General features: G+C 44.3%; 15 protein-coding genes. 6 read left to right on the plus strand and 9 right to left on the minus strand.

The features are described from left to right. Nucleotides 1-407: 407 nt before the first annotated feature. A complete protein-coding gene (locus ABDW33_RS24850; RefSeq protein WP_343692805.1) occupies nt 408-1,637 on the minus strand; it encodes a hypothetical protein in 1,230 nt (409 codons plus the stop codon). Between the two features lie 707 nt (nt 1,638-2,344). Between ABDW33_RS24850 and ABDW33_RS24855 the strand changes: the two genes are divergently transcribed. Then, the gene (locus ABDW33_RS24855; RefSeq protein ID WP_343692806.1) at nt 2,345-3,583 is read left to right on the plus strand and encodes an FAD-dependent monooxygenase; all 1,239 of its coding nucleotides are present in this window, start codon (nt 2,345-2,347) and stop codon (nt 3,581-3,583) included. Between the two features lie 75 nt (nt 3,584-3,658). Here the strand turns inward: ABDW33_RS24855 and ABDW33_RS24860 are convergent, their stop codons facing one another. From ABDW33_RS24860 to ABDW33_RS24870, 3 genes are all read right to left on the minus strand, one after another. Next, the gene (locus ABDW33_RS24860) at nt 3,659-3,994 is read right to left on the minus strand and encodes a hypothetical protein (RefSeq protein WP_343692807.1); all 336 of its coding nucleotides are present in this window, start codon (nt 3,992-3,994) and stop codon (nt 3,659-3,661) included. 214 nt (nt 3,995-4,208) lie between these two features. After that, nucleotides 4,209-4,709: a hypothetical protein gene (locus ABDW33_RS24865; protein ID WP_343692808.1), complete on the minus strand. Its 501-nt coding sequence runs from the start codon at nt 4,707-4,709 to the stop codon at nt 4,209-4,211. A 184-nt stretch (nt 4,710-4,893) separates the two neighbouring features. Next, nucleotides 4,894-5,289 carry a hypothetical protein gene (locus tag ABDW33_RS24870; protein WP_343692809.1) on the minus strand — a complete coding sequence of 132 codons (396 nt, stop codon included), beginning with the start codon at nt 5,287-5,289 and terminating at the stop codon, nt 4,894-4,896. Between the two features lie 46 nt (nt 5,290-5,335). Here ABDW33_RS24870 and ABDW33_RS24875 point away from each other — a divergent pair, with 46 nt between their 5' ends. Then, nucleotides 5,336-6,031 carry a phosphodiester glycosidase family protein gene (locus tag ABDW33_RS24875; RefSeq protein ID WP_343692810.1) on the plus strand — a complete coding sequence of 232 codons (696 nt, stop codon included), beginning with the start codon at nt 5,336-5,338 and terminating at the stop codon, nt 6,029-6,031. Between the two features lie 142 nt (nt 6,032-6,173). Here the strand turns inward: ABDW33_RS24875 and ABDW33_RS24880 are convergent, their stop codons facing one another. Next, a complete protein-coding gene (locus ABDW33_RS24880) occupies nt 6,174-7,286 on the minus strand; it encodes a suppressor of fused domain protein (RefSeq protein ID WP_343692811.1) in 1,113 nt (370 codons plus the stop codon). Between the two features lie 444 nt (nt 7,287-7,730). Between ABDW33_RS24880 and ABDW33_RS24885 the strand changes: the two genes are divergently transcribed. Continuing rightward, nucleotides 7,731-9,038 carry a DEAD/DEAH box helicase gene (locus ABDW33_RS24885; protein WP_343692812.1) on the plus strand — a complete coding sequence of 436 codons (1,308 nt, stop codon included), beginning with the start codon at nt 7,731-7,733 and terminating at the stop codon, nt 9,036-9,038. A 31-nt stretch (nt 9,039-9,069) separates the two neighbouring features. On the opposite strand, the gene ABDW33_RS24890 is transcribed toward ABDW33_RS24885, so the two are convergent. Further along, nucleotides 9,070-9,801, minus strand: a complete 732-nt coding sequence (locus tag ABDW33_RS24890) for a DUF481 domain-containing protein (protein ID WP_343692813.1) — start codon at nt 9,799-9,801, stop codon at nt 9,070-9,072. Nucleotides 9,802-9,845: 44 nt separating this feature from the next. Then, entirely contained in the window at nt 9,846-10,835 is a 990-nt protein-coding gene (locus ABDW33_RS24895; RefSeq protein WP_343692814.1) for a phosphatase domain-containing protein, read from the minus strand. Between the two features lie 43 nt (nt 10,836-10,878). Here ABDW33_RS24895 and ABDW33_RS24900 point away from each other — a divergent pair, with 43 nt between their 5' ends. Together ABDW33_RS24900 and ABDW33_RS24905 are read left to right on the plus strand one after the other, a co-directional pair. Further along, nucleotides 10,879-11,745, plus strand: a complete 867-nt coding sequence (locus tag ABDW33_RS24900; RefSeq protein WP_343692815.1) for a diacylglycerol kinase family protein — start codon at nt 10,879-10,881, stop codon at nt 11,743-11,745. 101 nt (nt 11,746-11,846) lie between these two features. Further along, a complete protein-coding gene (locus ABDW33_RS24905; protein WP_343692816.1) occupies nt 11,847-14,258 on the plus strand; it encodes a prolyl oligopeptidase family serine peptidase in 2,412 nt (803 codons plus the stop codon). A gap of 106 nt (nt 14,259-14,364) precedes the next feature. On the opposite strand, the gene ABDW33_RS24910 is transcribed toward ABDW33_RS24905, so the two are convergent. Both ABDW33_RS24910 and ABDW33_RS24915 read right to left on the minus strand, forming a co-directional pair. Then, nucleotides 14,365-15,189 carry a hypothetical protein gene (locus ABDW33_RS24910; RefSeq protein ID WP_343692817.1) on the minus strand — a complete coding sequence of 275 codons (825 nt, stop codon included), beginning with the start codon at nt 15,187-15,189 and terminating at the stop codon, nt 14,365-14,367. A 13-nt stretch (nt 15,190-15,202) separates the two neighbouring features. Beyond that, nucleotides 15,203-16,006: an alpha/beta hydrolase gene (locus ABDW33_RS24915; RefSeq protein WP_343692818.1), complete on the minus strand. Its 804-nt coding sequence runs from the start codon at nt 16,004-16,006 to the stop codon at nt 15,203-15,205. Between the two features lie 208 nt (nt 16,007-16,214). On the opposite strand from ABDW33_RS24915, the gene ABDW33_RS24920 reads away from it, so the two are divergent. Then, nucleotides 16,215-16,919 carry a DUF4397 domain-containing protein gene (locus ABDW33_RS24920; RefSeq protein ID WP_343692819.1) on the plus strand — a complete coding sequence of 235 codons (705 nt, stop codon included), beginning with the start codon at nt 16,215-16,217 and terminating at the stop codon, nt 16,917-16,919. Nucleotides 16,920-16,985: the final 66 nt, after the last annotated feature.

Below are 16,985 nucleotides of genomic sequence, written 5' to 3' on the forward strand. Positions count from 1 at the left end.
TTGGGTTACTTATATCATCAAATCGAACATCAGGGATAATTAAATAAAAGGGTATCAAATCCCTTTAGATAACAATACTATGGCTATTGCATAGGCGGTAATTTGGATTAAAAAAATGGGATAGGTTGCTCACTGACAATATGGTAAAAATTGAATGCTGTGTTACAAAATTAGAGAATAAATGGAAATGACAAAATTTATTATGAAAACTTATTAATGATAAAAGGATTGAAAAATTATCAAATAAAGCAACTGGTGTATTGAATTTAAAAGGAGTTTATACAAAAGTTCAATAAGCAGGTAGTCACTTATTAAAAAAGCACGGGCGATATCGCCCGTGCCTTAAAAGTAGCTCCCGGTAAAGTTTCCAGATCCGGCTTAACCACAACCGGATGAAATTTTAAACGTTATTTGATTTTGTTATCATTGCTGGCAGACAACATTTCCATTATCTTCTTCACATCATTTTTCAGCTCTTCATTATCCTTTCTCAGCGCATCGTTACTTTTATGTTCCTCTATCAAATACAGTGTCAACTCTTCTACTTTTTGCAATAAAAGCTTATTCATTTCAGCAACATCAATTCCTTTTTCCAGTACCTCTGCTTCGGCAGGAATATCGGGCAGGTGATGGTTATCGGAAATATACTTTTCTACTTCATAAAGAGAAGGTAAATGGTAGTGTGGATGGAATACAAAATCAGCCCATGCAGTAGCCTGGACCTTCACTTTCCTGACGCCAAGGGTTCCTTCTACAGCTAATTTGAAAGATCCCGGGTTATTGGTACCAATACCCACATTTCCATTTTTGTCTATGCGCATCTGTTCAGATCCATCATTGGTATGGAATGTCAGATAATCGCCGCTGGCACCGTTACCTTTATTAAAGATAATCTTCGCATTCTCCTTTCCTCCATAAGCCGCTACGAGTCCGAACATAGGCGCAAAATAACTGGTCGCACTATAACTACGGGTTCCGATATATGTACCTGTACCTGTTGTATTTCCACTTTGTAAGCGACCGAATACGGATGTCAATGTATCATTCATTGCAGTGGCCACATCCAATGAAGCCCTGGGATTCAGGGTACCAATACCGAATTTCCCATCACCGGTTGAGATGACACTATCAGGAAGCACCACTGTTCCCGCAAATTTATTAATATAAGCAACCTGTTTCGTCGCCTGCGCAGTGGTAAACAAAGTAGTATCGACCACAGTCCATCCTGTAAAATTAGCACTCAGATCCTGGCTATTCCCTTGCGAAAAGGCCCTTATATTAAACCGGACGCCTGTAACACGGGTATCCAGAAAAATAACGACTTTTCCACTTTCGTTAGCCAGATAAATTGGCGGATTAAATGCGCCATTTGTACTTGCTACTGCGTTATAGAATGTATCATTCGCGATGTAATAGTTTAAAGAAATGCGAAATGGCTCATTCGTTCCAAACGCAAACCCCAAAAAATCCATGGAAGGCATGTTGGCATAGTTTGAGAACGGAAGGTTCGTTTTTATTTTAAGCCCGTTTTTGGGTGCTGCATTCGTACTATAGTTTACAACACTTGTGTAGTACTGAGCGTCAACGGTTAGACCAGCCCCAAACAGCAGGCATAAAAAAATAGACAATACTCTCATAGATATTTTTGAATTTTATAGCATGTTATTATAAAAAACAGGTCGCACTTATTATAGCTGTATTCAACCAGTGAGTGAAATGCGGGTATCAATCACCCTGGCATCGATAGAATAAGACAGAGCTGCCGAACAATCAGGATAGCATGAAAACGCTACAATGCTGTGGCCCTGGATTAAACTGAATGTAAAGCTGGGATTCATGCATTCACATAAGGTTATTATTGTCCCGATCCCATTTAACAAACTGTATGCATTAAATTATTTACTCAACCAATTGGATTCATAATTTTTGAAGATGAAAGAATAACAGGTATAGCCCAATCTCCTGGCAGCATGTGAACGTCGGTATAGGCAAGGATCATATAACTTAGGGATAAGGGTTACTTTATTATCGTCAATATTTACGGACTACCATGCAACTTACTACAAAATAGCTGCTGCGAAGATAATTGAATAAATAATTACTAAACAACTTTTTGAATCCAAAAATTAATGATTATTATAAAATGTCAAAAATAATCGCCATGGAGGTAATTTATGGTAGTTACAAATATTGAACGGATCAGGGTGACCGGATCTGTTCAATATTTGTACGTTTGTCATCCCCTATCATATTTCACCGGTTCAACTATGGTTTTCACCGGCAATCCTGCTCACCTTGCCTAAACTCCGTTGTGCTGCCATTTCCCGCCCTGTACTTTTACAACATGAAACCAAAACACATACTCATATCCGGCGCTAGTATCGCCGGCCCGGTGCTTGGCTGGTGGCTGGCCAAATACGGATGGCAGGTGACTATCGTAGAACAGGCACCCGGCGTAAGAACGGGCGGCTATGCGGTTGATTTCAGGGGAACGGTACTACAGGTGCTGGAAAAAATGGACCTGCTGAACGAGATCAAAAAGTATGAGACCAGGACAGAGAAGGTCATATTGGTGAATAAATACAATAAGAAGATTTCCCATTTTCCAGACGGTTTTACCAGTGGTGAACTGGAGATCATGAGAGGTGACCTGGTGAAAGTACTGTATGATAAAACCAAAGAAAATGTCAATTATATATTCGACGATTCCATTGCCACCCTGAATGAAGACCGGAACGGTGTACAGGTGACATTTAAACACCACCCACCTGCGTATTATGACCTGGTTGTCGGCGCAGATGGATTACATTCTAAAGTACGTTCACTCGCATTTGGACATGAACGCAGGTTTTCCTCATTTTTAGGTGTCTATATTGCCATCTTCACCGTTCCAAATTTTGCAAACGTAGGTATGGATGGATACTATTACTCTGAACCCGGGAAGCGGGTAGGTATCTTCGGCGCCAAAGGTGGCAAAGAAGCGAAAGCAAGTTTTTATTTTACTTCCAGCCCATTCTACTACGATCGAAAAGACATAGGCAAACAAAAAGCGATTATCAGGCAGGTATTTGATCACACACCCTGGCATGTGCCGCAGCTCCTGGATTTTATGGATCAGTCAGCCGATTTTTATTTTGATGCTGTGAGCCAGATTAAGATGGATCACTGGTCAAAAGGCAGGATCGCGTTGATTGGAGATGCGGCACATTGTCCTAGTCCTTTGTCGGGAATGGGGACGAGTGCAGCGGTAATAGGGGCTTATATACTGGCCGGGGAATTGATGCAGCAGGATGATCACCAGACAGCATTTGTAAACTATGAAGCGGAGATGAGAGGGTTTGCGGAGAGATGCCAGGGGATGGCGGACGGAGTGGACTGGTTTGTACCAAATACAAGAATTAAACATTGGATGAGCCAGCAGATGTGGAAGGTGCTGCCGTATACACCGTGGAAAAATATGATGATAGAGATGCCGACGAAGGTGGCGAAGTCTATTGAGATGAAGGTGTATGATGATGTACCGGCGGATGTATGGTGCCGGCAAAATCAGGAAAGACATGCTTACCAAAAGCAGCGTGACTGATAGGTGTGCCATGGGAGGAGGCCAATTCTATTATGGGGACTAGCACCTCTTTCATAGCACAGCGAAATCATTTGTTTATAACATTCGATGATAGGTAACCAGATCTTTTATTTTTAAAGTGTCATATCTTTTAATAGATGATATGATCCGGCCATTCTTCAGCCAAAAAGTTTCTCCCCAACCATGTGAGAGCATATCATTTTCAATCATGAAATTCAGGGTAGCACTTTCATCATTATCCAGGATAAATAACTGAATAGATGGAAAATCTGTCAGCGATTGTATTAAAGTTTTTCCAGCTGCCCTGGCTGGGGCGCTCCAGTCAGCGTAGATGAAGACGATAGCAGCGCTATGGAATGCATCTTTGGAGGAGAAGTCGTTGAAATAGGTGTTGGGACGATTGGTGAACATGTTGGTCTGGTAATATGATGATTTATCTGAAAATAATAAATGTAGAATGCAATTCTATTTCGAGCAAATTAACATCATAAAAACATTCAAGAAGTCCGATTTTCTCAGTTAAATTCTCCAACAAAAAATACCTTCTTACATAAAAATATTCACGATAACAGGATGCTATTCTCTAAATAAAACTGTGCCACAAGCAGAATTTTATCAACACTTGTTACAGCGGAGACCTGAGGGTTTGTTTTAACTCCCGGCCTGATACCGCATCCCGCTCCCATCTCTTTTGAATCTGGAATAACATGGAATAATATGGCGCCACCAGCAACGCTGCTATTCCGAAATATACGCCATACCCATTGCCTGCGGTATAATCCACTATACTCATCGCAATCCAGTATAATAATAAACCCCAGTTATACCGGATGGCCCATTTCCACTCCAGCCATAGAGATAATACTGTTATTACAATCACCGCACCACCAAAAAAACTCCTGACTATCATCATGGAAATACGCAGATCACTTACACCAAACAGGTTATTCTTGACATAGAAACTGATCATCTTATACATATAATAAGACCTGCCAAAGACCTGGTAGACTGCATAAATGGTAAAAATAACCAGGTAGATTTTCAGGAAGAGAGGCATCAGTGAAAAACGGCGCGTTTTTAGCCCTTCATCAAAAGATTCGTCAAATATGGTAGGCTGTTCACTCATACATTCGTTTTAAGGAGAAGCATCCCTCTGAATTTACTGCATTTATCGCAAAGAACCTATCCTTACAGGCCTCGAATTCCATGCAACAGGCAGGATCAAACAGACAAACTGTTTACATTGAACGTGATAACTGTCAATTTTATGCATAACCCGGGCCAAAATAGTGCTGGTATCCCTGTCACATTCAAAACGATGTAACGCTTCGTCCATCAGGAATGTAATGGCTATGCCATCTGAAATGATGTTTTCCATTGACGATCAGGTACATGTAACATACCCAGATGATAAAATACAACAGTAAAGGGATCTTCAGACGCTGAAAGTTCCGGGAGATATTGAAGAAAAAAACGTCATAAATAATGTTTGTAACCCTTTTGATGACACCTGTACACCTTAAAAAAGGCGTCCCGTACCTAATTAATAAAGCGCCGCTTCCTATCACTGCAATGGCAATTGCCATACTTATAACAAATTTTCCGATGTTCACCTCCTTCATATCGCCTGCTACCTGATCCGGGTGCAGTATGAACACAAAGGCTGCTATCAGTAGTAAGGCAAAAAATGGCCAGTATGATTTCATAGTAGGGTTTAATTCGTTGAATGGGATAAAATTATACCTTTAATTCATGAAAATATTGTTTACTGCACTATTGCTTTTGTTTTCCCGTGAGCTCACCTTTACCTACCACCAACAGGAATATGACGCGATTATAATAGACCCTTCGAAAGAGCAAATTCGTATGCATTGGCTGGACGATAAAGGCGTTCCCTACAAAAGTATCGCATCCGTGAAAGAAACCTTAAAACAGCCCCTTTTAATCACAAATGGCGGCATGTTTCAGGCAGGTAATATACCCGTGGGGTTATATATTGAAGAAGGAAAGGAATTACGGCCCCTGGACACTGCGCAAAATAAGCCGGGGAATTTCTACCTGTTGCCCAACGGGGTGTTTTATACAGATAAATTGGGCGCACATGTTACTACGACCCGGCAGTTTAATAAAAACGGAGTGATCTATGCTACGCAGTCGGGCCCCATGCTGGTGATTGATGGAAAGATCCATCCCATGTTTAAAGAGGGGTCTGCGAATGTAAATCTGAGAAGCGGGGTAGGCATCCTGCCGGATGGCAAAGTGGTGTTTGTGATCTCGAAAAGCAACCAGACGAACTTTTATGACTTTGCGTCTGTTTTTAAAGAGAAATTTGGATGTAAGCATGCATTGTATCTGGATGGGGCAATCTCCGGCATGTATTTAAGAGGAAATAGAAAGGATGATCTGGGAGGAGACTTTGGCGTAATGATATCTGTCACGTCGAGATAAATCCGGTCATGTCGGCATGAATACCAGTTAAGTAATAAACAGATAAATATCATGATAACCTGCCAAAACAATCATCCATAAAAAGCACGCGCGGTACATCTCTCATAAAAAAGCCGGCCCTGATAAGAGCCGGCTTAATCAATTATAATACTGCCTCTCTTTTTTTCACTACATGCGTCATATCTTTCTGGATCATGATCTCCAGCAACTCATACCCACCATTCGGTTTTCTGTGTGCAAACTCCCTTTCCCGCTGCGTAACCGGGCTTGCCCAGAACAGGTTCACCTTATCACCATACATCTCCGGCAACTGAATCGGCTCGCCATTATATAGTGCTGATGACAGGACCATGCTTTCAAAAGGCGCAGGCAATTTGGAAGAACCAATAGTATGCCCCTCTCCCAGCCAACTGATGTGCCGCCATGGAATATCTGCCATTGTTGCGATACTCTCTGCCATCTTCATGATCTCCTCTTCTGTATATTCATTTTTATCTACTGCCAGTGCCAGTTCCATCCTGCGATATGCCTCAGAGGTATCATTGTAGAGGTAAGACACCCATGGCATAGGACGAATACTCGCTCCCATGGTCAGGAAATAGACGATATTATCTTTTTCAAATTTACCCATCGCCATGGGAGGCCATTCATTATTATCAATTGCAAAGTACTGCAGCATCTTTCCGAAGTATGTTTCATAACAATTGATAAAACGCTCCTGTAGCTGTGGCCATACTGGTTCTTCCACGTTATTCCACTGGTTCCGAAATGCAACCGCCTGACCTACCTGGGCATATTGCTGATTCGTTTCCGGATCACCCAGCGGCAATACGAGGAAATCATCGCCCTCGACACCTATACAGTCTGCGGCATAAGCGACCGGTTCATCTACATACAGGCTCCACCCTGGAATAACACCCAGGATCTCACCATCATATAGCACGGCGGCACCGTCATCTTCAGGCAACCAGACAATTTCTAATAATTCCGCTTTCAGTGGTTCTTTGCCATCCGGATGATTACAGAACTTACGCTGTAACATAGGTGCTGTTCCGTTATGCATAGCTGCCAGGTCTTTTACTTCCGGCGCAGGCGCCAGGTTACGCAGCCAGCAGGCACGCATCTTATACTTTTTACTCTGTAATTCCGCAGGGAATAAATACAAATAAGCTGTACGATCATCCTGCTCTACAGAGGCATACAGCGTATGCCTTCCGTTCGGTTGTTCTATCAATACCTGAGGTTCCTTATTCATAATTGCAAGATATATACTTATCTCCAAACATAGGGCATTGAAGCCGGGAGATGAAATCCGATAAATTGCTCCTGAGCGCCAAAGATCGTACCACGGGAACTGATCGATGGAGAAAAATTAAACTCGCGAAAAATGAAATGTTAAAAAAGCAGCTCAAAAAAAGCGGGAAACAGGCGATATAAAAAGAGGATAAACAACCATATACAGGCAACAGATGGCCGTTTACGCGAGATAAGAGCTGTAGATAATCCTGCTGCGAAATTCGGAATCAGCCTTTTAAGCAAGGTCTTAAATTGCGAACTGACGAGCATTTAAATTATTTGACGTATCTTTACATTACTTTTATTCTCTTCCTCTACAACAGGCTTGCGAGTAAGGCGGGTAACGTATCAAACTTGCATTGATAGCCTTACCAATAATATTTATCATTAAAAATATAAGATTTTGTCATTTGATCAATTAAGGCTCATTGAGCCTTTGCTAAAGGCGTTGAAAGAAGAAGGTTATACTAACCCAACCCCTATACAGCAACAATCTATTCCATATGTATTGGACAAAAGAGACCTGTTAGGCTGTGCCCAGACCGGTACCGGTAAAACCGCTGCTTTTGCCATTCCATTGCTTCAACTGCTGGCTGAAACGACGCCTGCCGTGCAGAAAGGACCCAGACCCATCCGTGCTTTAATCCTCACTCCTACCCGCGAATTAGCGATACAGATCCAGGAAAGCCTGCAGGCTTATGGTAAACACCTGCCCCTGAAACACCAGGTGATCTTTGGTGGTGTCTCTCAGGTACCACAGGTGGAAGCCCTGCGCAGGGGTATTGATATCCTGGTAGCCACTCCCGGTCGTTTGCTTGATCTGATCAGTCAGAACGTAGTTACGCTCAGAGATATTAAATTCTTTGTACTGGATGAAGCTGACCGTATGCTGGATATGGGATTTGTACACGACGTACAACGTGTGATTATCAAGTTGCCCGAAAACAGGCAAACCTTATTCTTCTCCGCTACCATGCCGCCGGAAATTCAGAAACTGGCTGCCATGATCCTGAAGAATCCTGCAAAGGTCGAGGTGACTCCCGTATCTTCTACAGCAGATACCATCACGCAATCAATATATCATGTAAAAAAACAGGATAAACGCCACCTGTTACAACATATCCTGAAAGATGATGCGATCAAAACACTCCTCGTATTTGCCCGTACCAAACACGGTGCTGACAGGGTCGTGAAAGATCTGGTTAGAGTAGGTATCACCGCCGAAGCGATTCACGGTAATAAATCTCAGAATGCCAGACAACGTGCACTGAGTAACTTCAAAAACCGTCAGACACGTGTACTGGTCGCTACTGATATCGCTGCCAGGGGAATCGATATCGACGAACTCACACACGTGGTGAACTTTGAACTGCCGAATGTACCAGAGACGTATGTACACAGAATTGGCCGTACGGGTCGTGCCGGTGCGAATGGTATTGCCATCTCATTCTGCGAAGAAGAAGAAAAACCATTCCTGAAAGATATTCTGAAACTGATCAACAGGGATATACCTGTTGTGAAAGATCAGCCTTTCCATGATCCACTGGTAGGCATGGAGGCAGTACGTGCTCCAATGCCACAGAACAGGCCTAAGAAAAAGCCACAGGGCCATAGCCATGGCGGTGGAGGCGGATTCCACAGGAACAGACAAGGGCATGTGAATGCACCGAAGAAACATAAGCCAAAGCCACAGGCACAGGCTGCGAAATAACTATATTTTCTGAGGTTCGCTACGGCGGGCCTCAGAAATATTTTTCCAGCGTTAACCCATATGTAAATAACAGGTTCTCCCTCCCCGTTCGCGTCACCTTATTGTACGTCATCGATGCAGTGATCGCCAGCCACTTTCTTAAATTAAAGGCAATACTATTTACTGACTTTAAGTTATAATCACTGATATCAGTAATATTGGGCTGAAAGAAATGTGTACCATCCAGCGTAATCATTCCTGCAAATACAAATTTATAAGAGACCCGCACTGAGTTACGCACGGCGTCGTATACATCATGGATCGTATCCTGGATAAACAGATCTCCTTTTTCCCAGATAAATCCATCACTGACAGAGACATAACCGGTTTTCCTGTCAAGAAAATTATAAGCGATACCTACACCCGACTGAAAGCGATTATTAATTTTCAACGAAAAACTCTTATCATAGTTCGCCAATCCCCAGTAGTAAATTTGCCTGACTGCCCGGAAGAGGCTAAAATCAAGTGAAGTAGAGAAATCATTGTTCGTCAGTTCCCTGTTTGACTCTCCATACACCCAGCTGCCCGTTCCATTCAAAACGATCTTTTTCTTGCTCACACCTACTTTGAACATATTGCTCAGCAAATAGGAATTGACTTCATTCGTCTTGTTAATAGAGCCGGTAGAGGCAAACTTACCATAATAATGTACTGAATCACTGAACTGCGCAAAGGTAGTTCCGCATAAAAATATGGTGAATATGGAGAGGATGATACTTTTCATAAATTGATGCCTTACGCGCAATTAACATGCCTGATATCAATATCTTATATTAAGCCAATACGTCTTGAATGAGCGATCGCTTCGTCGCTGTGTTCGAAATAACATACGGCAATTCCCTTGTCCTGCATGGCCTGTACTACCTCGCGTGTAGCAATTGCTTTGCTGTCACGCACTTTACGCAGGTAGACAGCTATAATCTGCTGGCCGAAGTGATCGACCAATGCTTTGTAAATATTCGGATCTTCCTGTGTATCGTCACCCAGTAGTACGAAACGCATATCAGGAAAATGCTTGAGGATACGCGTGATACGGGTGAACTTAGTCGTGTGTTTATTCTGACCGCTCTTCAATAACTGCCTCAATGGTTTTAACTGGCTTAACAGGAACACGCCATCCGGCAAACCATTGAAGCGGATGAATTCCTTTATATATGCATACAGGTTCCATTCACTACTGGATACATAGAAGAACGGGTTGCCGGAATGGCTCAATAACTGGTAATGCTTTACCACGCCTTCGAATGGTTTGCGGGTGCGGGCATTGCGAGTAAACAATACCTGCAGGCGCTTAAGGAGTTGGGCGGAATGAGATACAAGAAACGTATCATCGATATCAGAAATACAGCCGTACCGCGTATGATGTGGAATAATAACTACACCAGTTGCCGCGGAAACCGGGGAATCAGCCACATCTGCCATCTTTACCACTACATTGTACCGACCCGCCGCCGGCATGGTAACCGGGCGCCATTGCAGGTGAAAGAAGCCATCTTTCCCGGTTACGGCAGTGACGGCTACCCCCTCCCATTCCAGCATCACTTTGATACCCGCCAGCGGTTTTACCCAGAACAGGCGCAGCAGGGCGAACATATTGACCAGGAAGAACCGGCTATAGCGCGTAACGGGTGCCGGGCCGATGGTCAGCACATGTCCATACACTTCCAGGTATTCTGACCCTCCAAATCCATTATATACCCTGATGTGAGGACGTCCCTCCATGCCGATCCAATGTAGAATTTTATTCCATGCTGTCATTCAGGCGCTGATTTTGTAATAATAGGATAACAAATGGCAACCTATGCGGCTACTCTTTGTAATCAATCCTGTTTCGGGCGGCAAAAAGAAGGCCGATCATGATACATTGATCAGGAATTTTTTTAACGAGCGGACAGAAACGATTGAAATCTGCCGATTCGATGGCCCTGCTTCGGCACAGGAGCTGAAAAAAACGATCCGGCACTGGCACCCGGACCGCGTAGTGGCCGTAGGGGGAGATGGTACTGTAAAAGCGGTAGCAGAACAGCTATTGCATACCCGGATTCCGATGGGCATTATTCCTGCCGGCTCTGCCAATGGCATGGCTGCCGAACTGGATATTCCCACCGGTTTTGAACAGGCAATGACGGTGATCCTGGAAGGGAAAGTACAGGTGATCGACGCCATCCGCATCAACCAGCAGGAAATCTGTATACACCTGGGGGACCTGGGCCTGAATGCACTCCTGGTCAAAAACTTTGAACAGGGCGGTACACGTGGCAAACTGGGCTATGCGCTCTCTTCTTTTAAGACCTTGTGGCAAAGACAATCGTTGAAGGTACAGATCAGGAATGCGCAGGTATCCCTGTCAAGAGTAGCGTTTATGATCGTGCTGGCGAACGCCAGGAGATACGGCACCGGGGTGAGTATTAATCCGGATGGGAACCTGAGCGATGGGTTGTTCGAAGTGGTCATTATCCGTCGGCTTTCATTATGGGAGTTGCTCAAGATGATCCGGCAGTTCAAGCCCTTTGACCCCAGGAAGACAGAAGTGATACAGGCAGACCAGGTGACGATCATGACGCGCAGGAAAGCTCATTTCCAGGTAGATGGAGAATATCTGGGAAAGGTAAATGCAGTAAAAGCAGAGATCATGGCAAAGGCCCTTCACGTACTAACCCCCGCATAACACCCCAAAAATACCGTTCTTCAAATTACACTCAGTTCAAGCAAAATACTACGTGCATTTCTTCAGACCGCTTTCTATTTTGTTGCATATAAATCAATTTTATGCGGCGAATATTTTTAGCCCTGTCGCTATTAGCGGGCAACACGCTCTTTGCACAGGAGGGATATGTTTTTAAAGAGGGCCTGACCAGTGGTCCCTGTCATCAATACGGTAGAACAGCCTTGTTTACTGATCAACTGGCATATGCCCTGACCAATGGAGAATTGCAGGCACCCACCAATGGCAGCAATTCCTTTGACGGAGAAAAATGGCAGGCTGTCACCGCCGGGGATGATGGCGCCTTTTCAGGGAAGGCTTTGAGCAACGGATATATTTATGTCACTTACAATGCGCCGAAGGCAAAGACTGCTATCCTGAACATCACCGGTCACCAGATGGTGTATGTGAATGGTGTACCCCACGCAGGAGATATGTATCGTTATGGCTGGATGTTTACACCGGTACAACTGAAAAAGGGCCTGAATGAGTTTTACATTCGTACCAGTCGTGGCTGGGGCAGACAGGGCTTACGCGCCCAACTGACTTTCCCCCGGCAACCAGTATATATCAGTGTTGCTGATTCTACCTTACCTTTTATTGTGCATGGAAAAGATAACAGTGGATTGTGGGGGGCTGTTGTCGTTATCAATACGACAGACAAATCGCTGAAAGGCCTGCAGATAAAGGCTACTATAAAAGGAAAGACGCTGACCACTACCCTGCCGGACATCGCTCCACTGGCTACCCGTAAAGTGGGATTTATGATGGATGCTTCTGCTGCTGCCAATGACAATAACCGAGTAGCACTGTCGCTCAATAGCCAGAATAAGGTGATTGATCACAAAGAAATTGCATTGCAAACAGTGAATGCCAATGAGCATTACAGCCGCACTTTTGTGAGTGGCATCGATGGCAGTGTACAATATTACGCGGTGTCTCCACAGGCAAACCCCACAGGCAAAGCACCGGCATTGTTCCTCTCGGTACATGGTGCAGAGGTACAGGCAATTAACCAGGCACGTGCATATAAATACAAAGACTGGGGTGTGCTGGCCGCTCCCACCAATAGGCGTCCACGTGGGTTTAACTGGGAAGACTGGGGAAGACTGGATGCACTGGAGGTGTTGAACATTGCGACACAGGAGTTCAAGCCGGACCCTGAAAGGATCTACCTGACAGGGCATTCTATGGGTGGTCATGGTACATGGATCTTAGGGGCTACCTTCCCTGGGAAGTGGGCAGCCATTGCACCTTGTTCAGGATATCCGACTTTGATGGGGTATGGTTCTGCTGATGGATTGATTCCTGATTCACCAAAGAATAATACAGAAGAGATCCTGCTGAGAGCCAGTAACCCCAGTAATACTTTCAAACTGGCGCATAACTACCAGGCAGGCGGTGTGTACATACTGCATGGAGATAGTGACCGGGTCGTTTCTGTAAATTATGCCAGGCAGATGAAGAAGATACTGGCCGATTTCCATCCTGATTTCAGCTATTATGAATACCCGGGAGGCGAGCATTGGTATGGTGATACCTGTGTAGATTGGGGTCCTTTATTCTCTTATTTCAAATGGCATACAATACCGGCGGATAGCAGTGTGAAGGTAGTGGATTTTACAACGGCGAATACGGCGATTTCTTCTAAGTATCATTGGGTGCAGGTATTGCAGCAGCAGCATGCACTGGAATACAGCCGGGTACAGTTGCGCCGTGTAGGTAATCATATTAGTGGTACCACCTCCAACATAGCAGTACTGGCCTTAGATCTGAAAGATCTTTCAGGCGCGGTGGAGATTGAGCTGGATGGACAGACAATCAATTATACCGGTCGTGAAAAGATGTTGTATTTGCAGCATGGGGCAGAGTGGAGTATTGGGAAAGCACCGGCAGAGACAGATAAGGGGATTGTTAGAAATGGTACACTGAAGGAAGCATTTAATCACAGGATGGTATTTGTGTATGGCACAGCGGGTACACCGGCGGAGAATGCATGGTCGCTTAATAAAGCGAGATATGATGCAGAGACGTGGTATTACCGGGGAAATGGCGCCGTGGATATTATCGCAGATAAAGACTTTAAAGCAGGTGATTATATAGACAGAGGTGTCATCATTTATGGTAACGCGACCACGAATAAGGCGTATGATCTGTTACTGAAAAATTCCCCGGTGCAGATGAGTAACGGTAAGATCACTGTAGGTGAGAAGACGTATACCGGGGATACGCTGGCCGGATATTTTATGTATCCGAGAGTGGATAGTAAGGTGGCGGCAGTAGCGGTGATAGGCGGAACAGGATTGAAGGGAATGAAGGCTGCGGAGGCAAATCAATACTTTGCAGGTGGCAGTGGGTTTCCGGATTATATGATTTTCTCGGCAGGGTTGCTGAAGGGGAAAGAGACGGAAGTAAAGACGGCCGGGTTTTATGATAATGAGTGGAAGTTAAGTGCAAAGGATGAAATAACTAACTAAGTGAGATATGCATGAAGGCAGTCGTTCGCTAACCGCCATGCACCTGTTTTCAAATAAAGAGCGCTTTCGCCTGTCACGAAAGCGCTCTTTATTTTTTTTACACGCTTTAAATCTTTTTGAATTCCCATAGTCTGCCGATACTATCTACCGGCATACAGGACACCGACAATGCATTGCCGGGAATTTCCCATCGCATATCTTTCATTTTATTTTCAGGGGAAATAAACAGTTGCAACGCGGCTTTATTAATGTCCTCTTTATTCTCCGCGCTGCTGATCAATTGCCCCATTACGGAGGACAAAACATGAGGCGGCTGCTCACCAGGTTCATCTAATTGCAACAGGGCGGCAGCAGCGGCATTGACCCAACCGGAATGACCATCATTCCCGATAAAGATCAGCGCCTGCGGTATGGTATGCATGATAGCGGTGAAGCGGCTCATTGTTGTGTTGACTGTACGCTGGGTATGTGATTGCTGCAGGATCTCTTTAAAACGGCCCCGAATAATTTCAAGGCATTCCCTGGCGCTTGCATCGAACGTTTGCGGTTCACTCCACCCGAAGAGAATCAGGGCATCCACGCCAGGCCCTTTTACAGGCAATATAACGGCAGAAGAGAGTGCCTGGAGTAAATCATCAAATGCATTCTTTTCAAAGATCTGGGGCCAGTATATGATCTTATAATGATGCTGTTCCAGCAACGTTACAACAGGCCCCGGATTCAGGATGAGGTCATTCAGATATGACGGGCTCGCTGCTTTTACCTTGGCCGTATAAGCATCCTCGAAGTCAAGTTGCAGGGAGATATAGGCTCCAAACAATTCCCGCAGCAATGAGATGCTAAACGGTATGAAAGAAGTCATATCGCGGTTTCTGTCCCAATCACTTGTCTGACTGATAAATGTAAGCGCAGTTCTTTCCCAGCGTGTCACTATAATTAGCTGTTTATATAAAAGACTTAAGAATGCTGATCACCTCTTCCGGTGCACTCACATGGGGGAAATGCCCCCGGGTATGCACGCTGGCCAGCTGGCTGTTAGGGATATGCTGATGCATATAGTCACCTACTACTTTAGGCACAGCCGGATCGTCTGTGGTTTGCACGATCAGTGCAGGCAGACTGGATTTGACCAGCTCACTTCTGTGATCCATTTCAAAGATAGCCTTTGCCACAGACAATGCAATATCTGCACGGATGGAAGAAAGGGTTTTTGCAAAATTATTTGCGAGCTCGGGCCTGTCGTGGTTTTGTACCACGAGTTGGGCAAAGCCACTGGCCCAGGCGTAGTAATTTGTACTCATGGCGTGGTACAATTGCTCCAGATCATCCTGTGTAAAGCCGCCTACATAGCCGGTTGCAGGTTCATTCAGGTAACGGGGGCTGCTTCCTAAAAGCACCAGTTTATTAAAATAAGAGGGGTATTTAATTGCGGAAAGCAGGCCTATCATGCCATTGACAGAGTGACCTACATAGCTAACATTGTTCAGGTTAAGCTCCCTGAGCAGGTCTCCCAGATCCGTTACATAGCCTTGTATAGTACTGTATCGGGAAGGACTGAAGGCATTGATATCTGCCTTGCCACCACCTACGTTGTCGAAGAGCACTATTTTATAATCCGCTTCAAATGCGCTGACCAATGGTGCAAACGCAGTCTGGTCAGAACCAAAGCCATGACCAAAGATGATGGTTTGTGCCGCATCGGCTTTTCCACAAACGTGTACGTTATTTTTCTCCTTTACTGTGAGCATATATATAATAAGGGGTTTTATATCCGGTAAGCTAAAATAAGGAATTAAATGGTTAAACAGATTTACCTGCTTTGAGGAATTCCACTACAAGATGTGTATAAAAGCCCATAGCTGTAATTGCTAAAGTACTGTTAAATCACATGGCATAGTTTATGTTTTTTCTGGTGCAGAGTCAACTTATATTTTCAATTTAAAAAAACGACCGAATATGACAATGCTGAACCATGCCAGCAGCCGTTTGTTAGCCGCTTTCGCATTTGCAGGACTTGTAGCTTTTTCTTCCTGTAGCAAAGATGACGACGATACTGCAATTAATCCGGATGCAACTGTTAAGATTGTGAATGTTTTCCCGGATGCGGGTAGTGTAAATGTATTCAATGGAGAGACTAAGATTAATTCTTCTGCCATTGATTACAACACGTCTACTGCTTATCTGAATGTAGCGAAAGGTGACGCGACCTACAATTTTAAGAACTCCGTTTCAGGCAATACGGTATTATCATTGCCTGTTAAATTTGACGGTGGTAACTATTCACTGTTTACAACAGGTAAAACCAGTGATAACAGTACTACCGGGATCCTGACAAAAGACAACCTGGATGCACCTGGTTCTGGTAAAGCTAAGATCCGTTTTGTACATGCTTCTACCAATGCAAGTGCCGTTAATTTCTTTGTAAGCGACAGCCTGTTATTTAACAACAACGCTTACAAGTCTGTAAGCGAATTCAAAGAGATGGCAGCAGGTACGTATACACTGAAATTGTCTGACGCAAGTAGCGGTGGAACTGTTGTGACCAAAAGCAATGTGGTGCTGACAGCAGGAAAGATCTATACAGTGGTAGCTGTAGGGTTAGTCAATAACAATGTGCTGACTGAACAACCACTGGCGTTAAGTGTTATGACGAATAACTAAAGAGCATGCAATTTGGATAAAAGAAGCTCATGCCTGCGGCATGAGCTTTTTTTATGTGTTCATTTA

It is taken from the genome of Chitinophaga sp. (assembly GCF_039596155.1).
In the GTDB taxonomy this organism is placed as follows: Bacteria; Bacteroidota; Bacteroidia; order Chitinophagales; family Chitinophagaceae; genus Chitinophaga.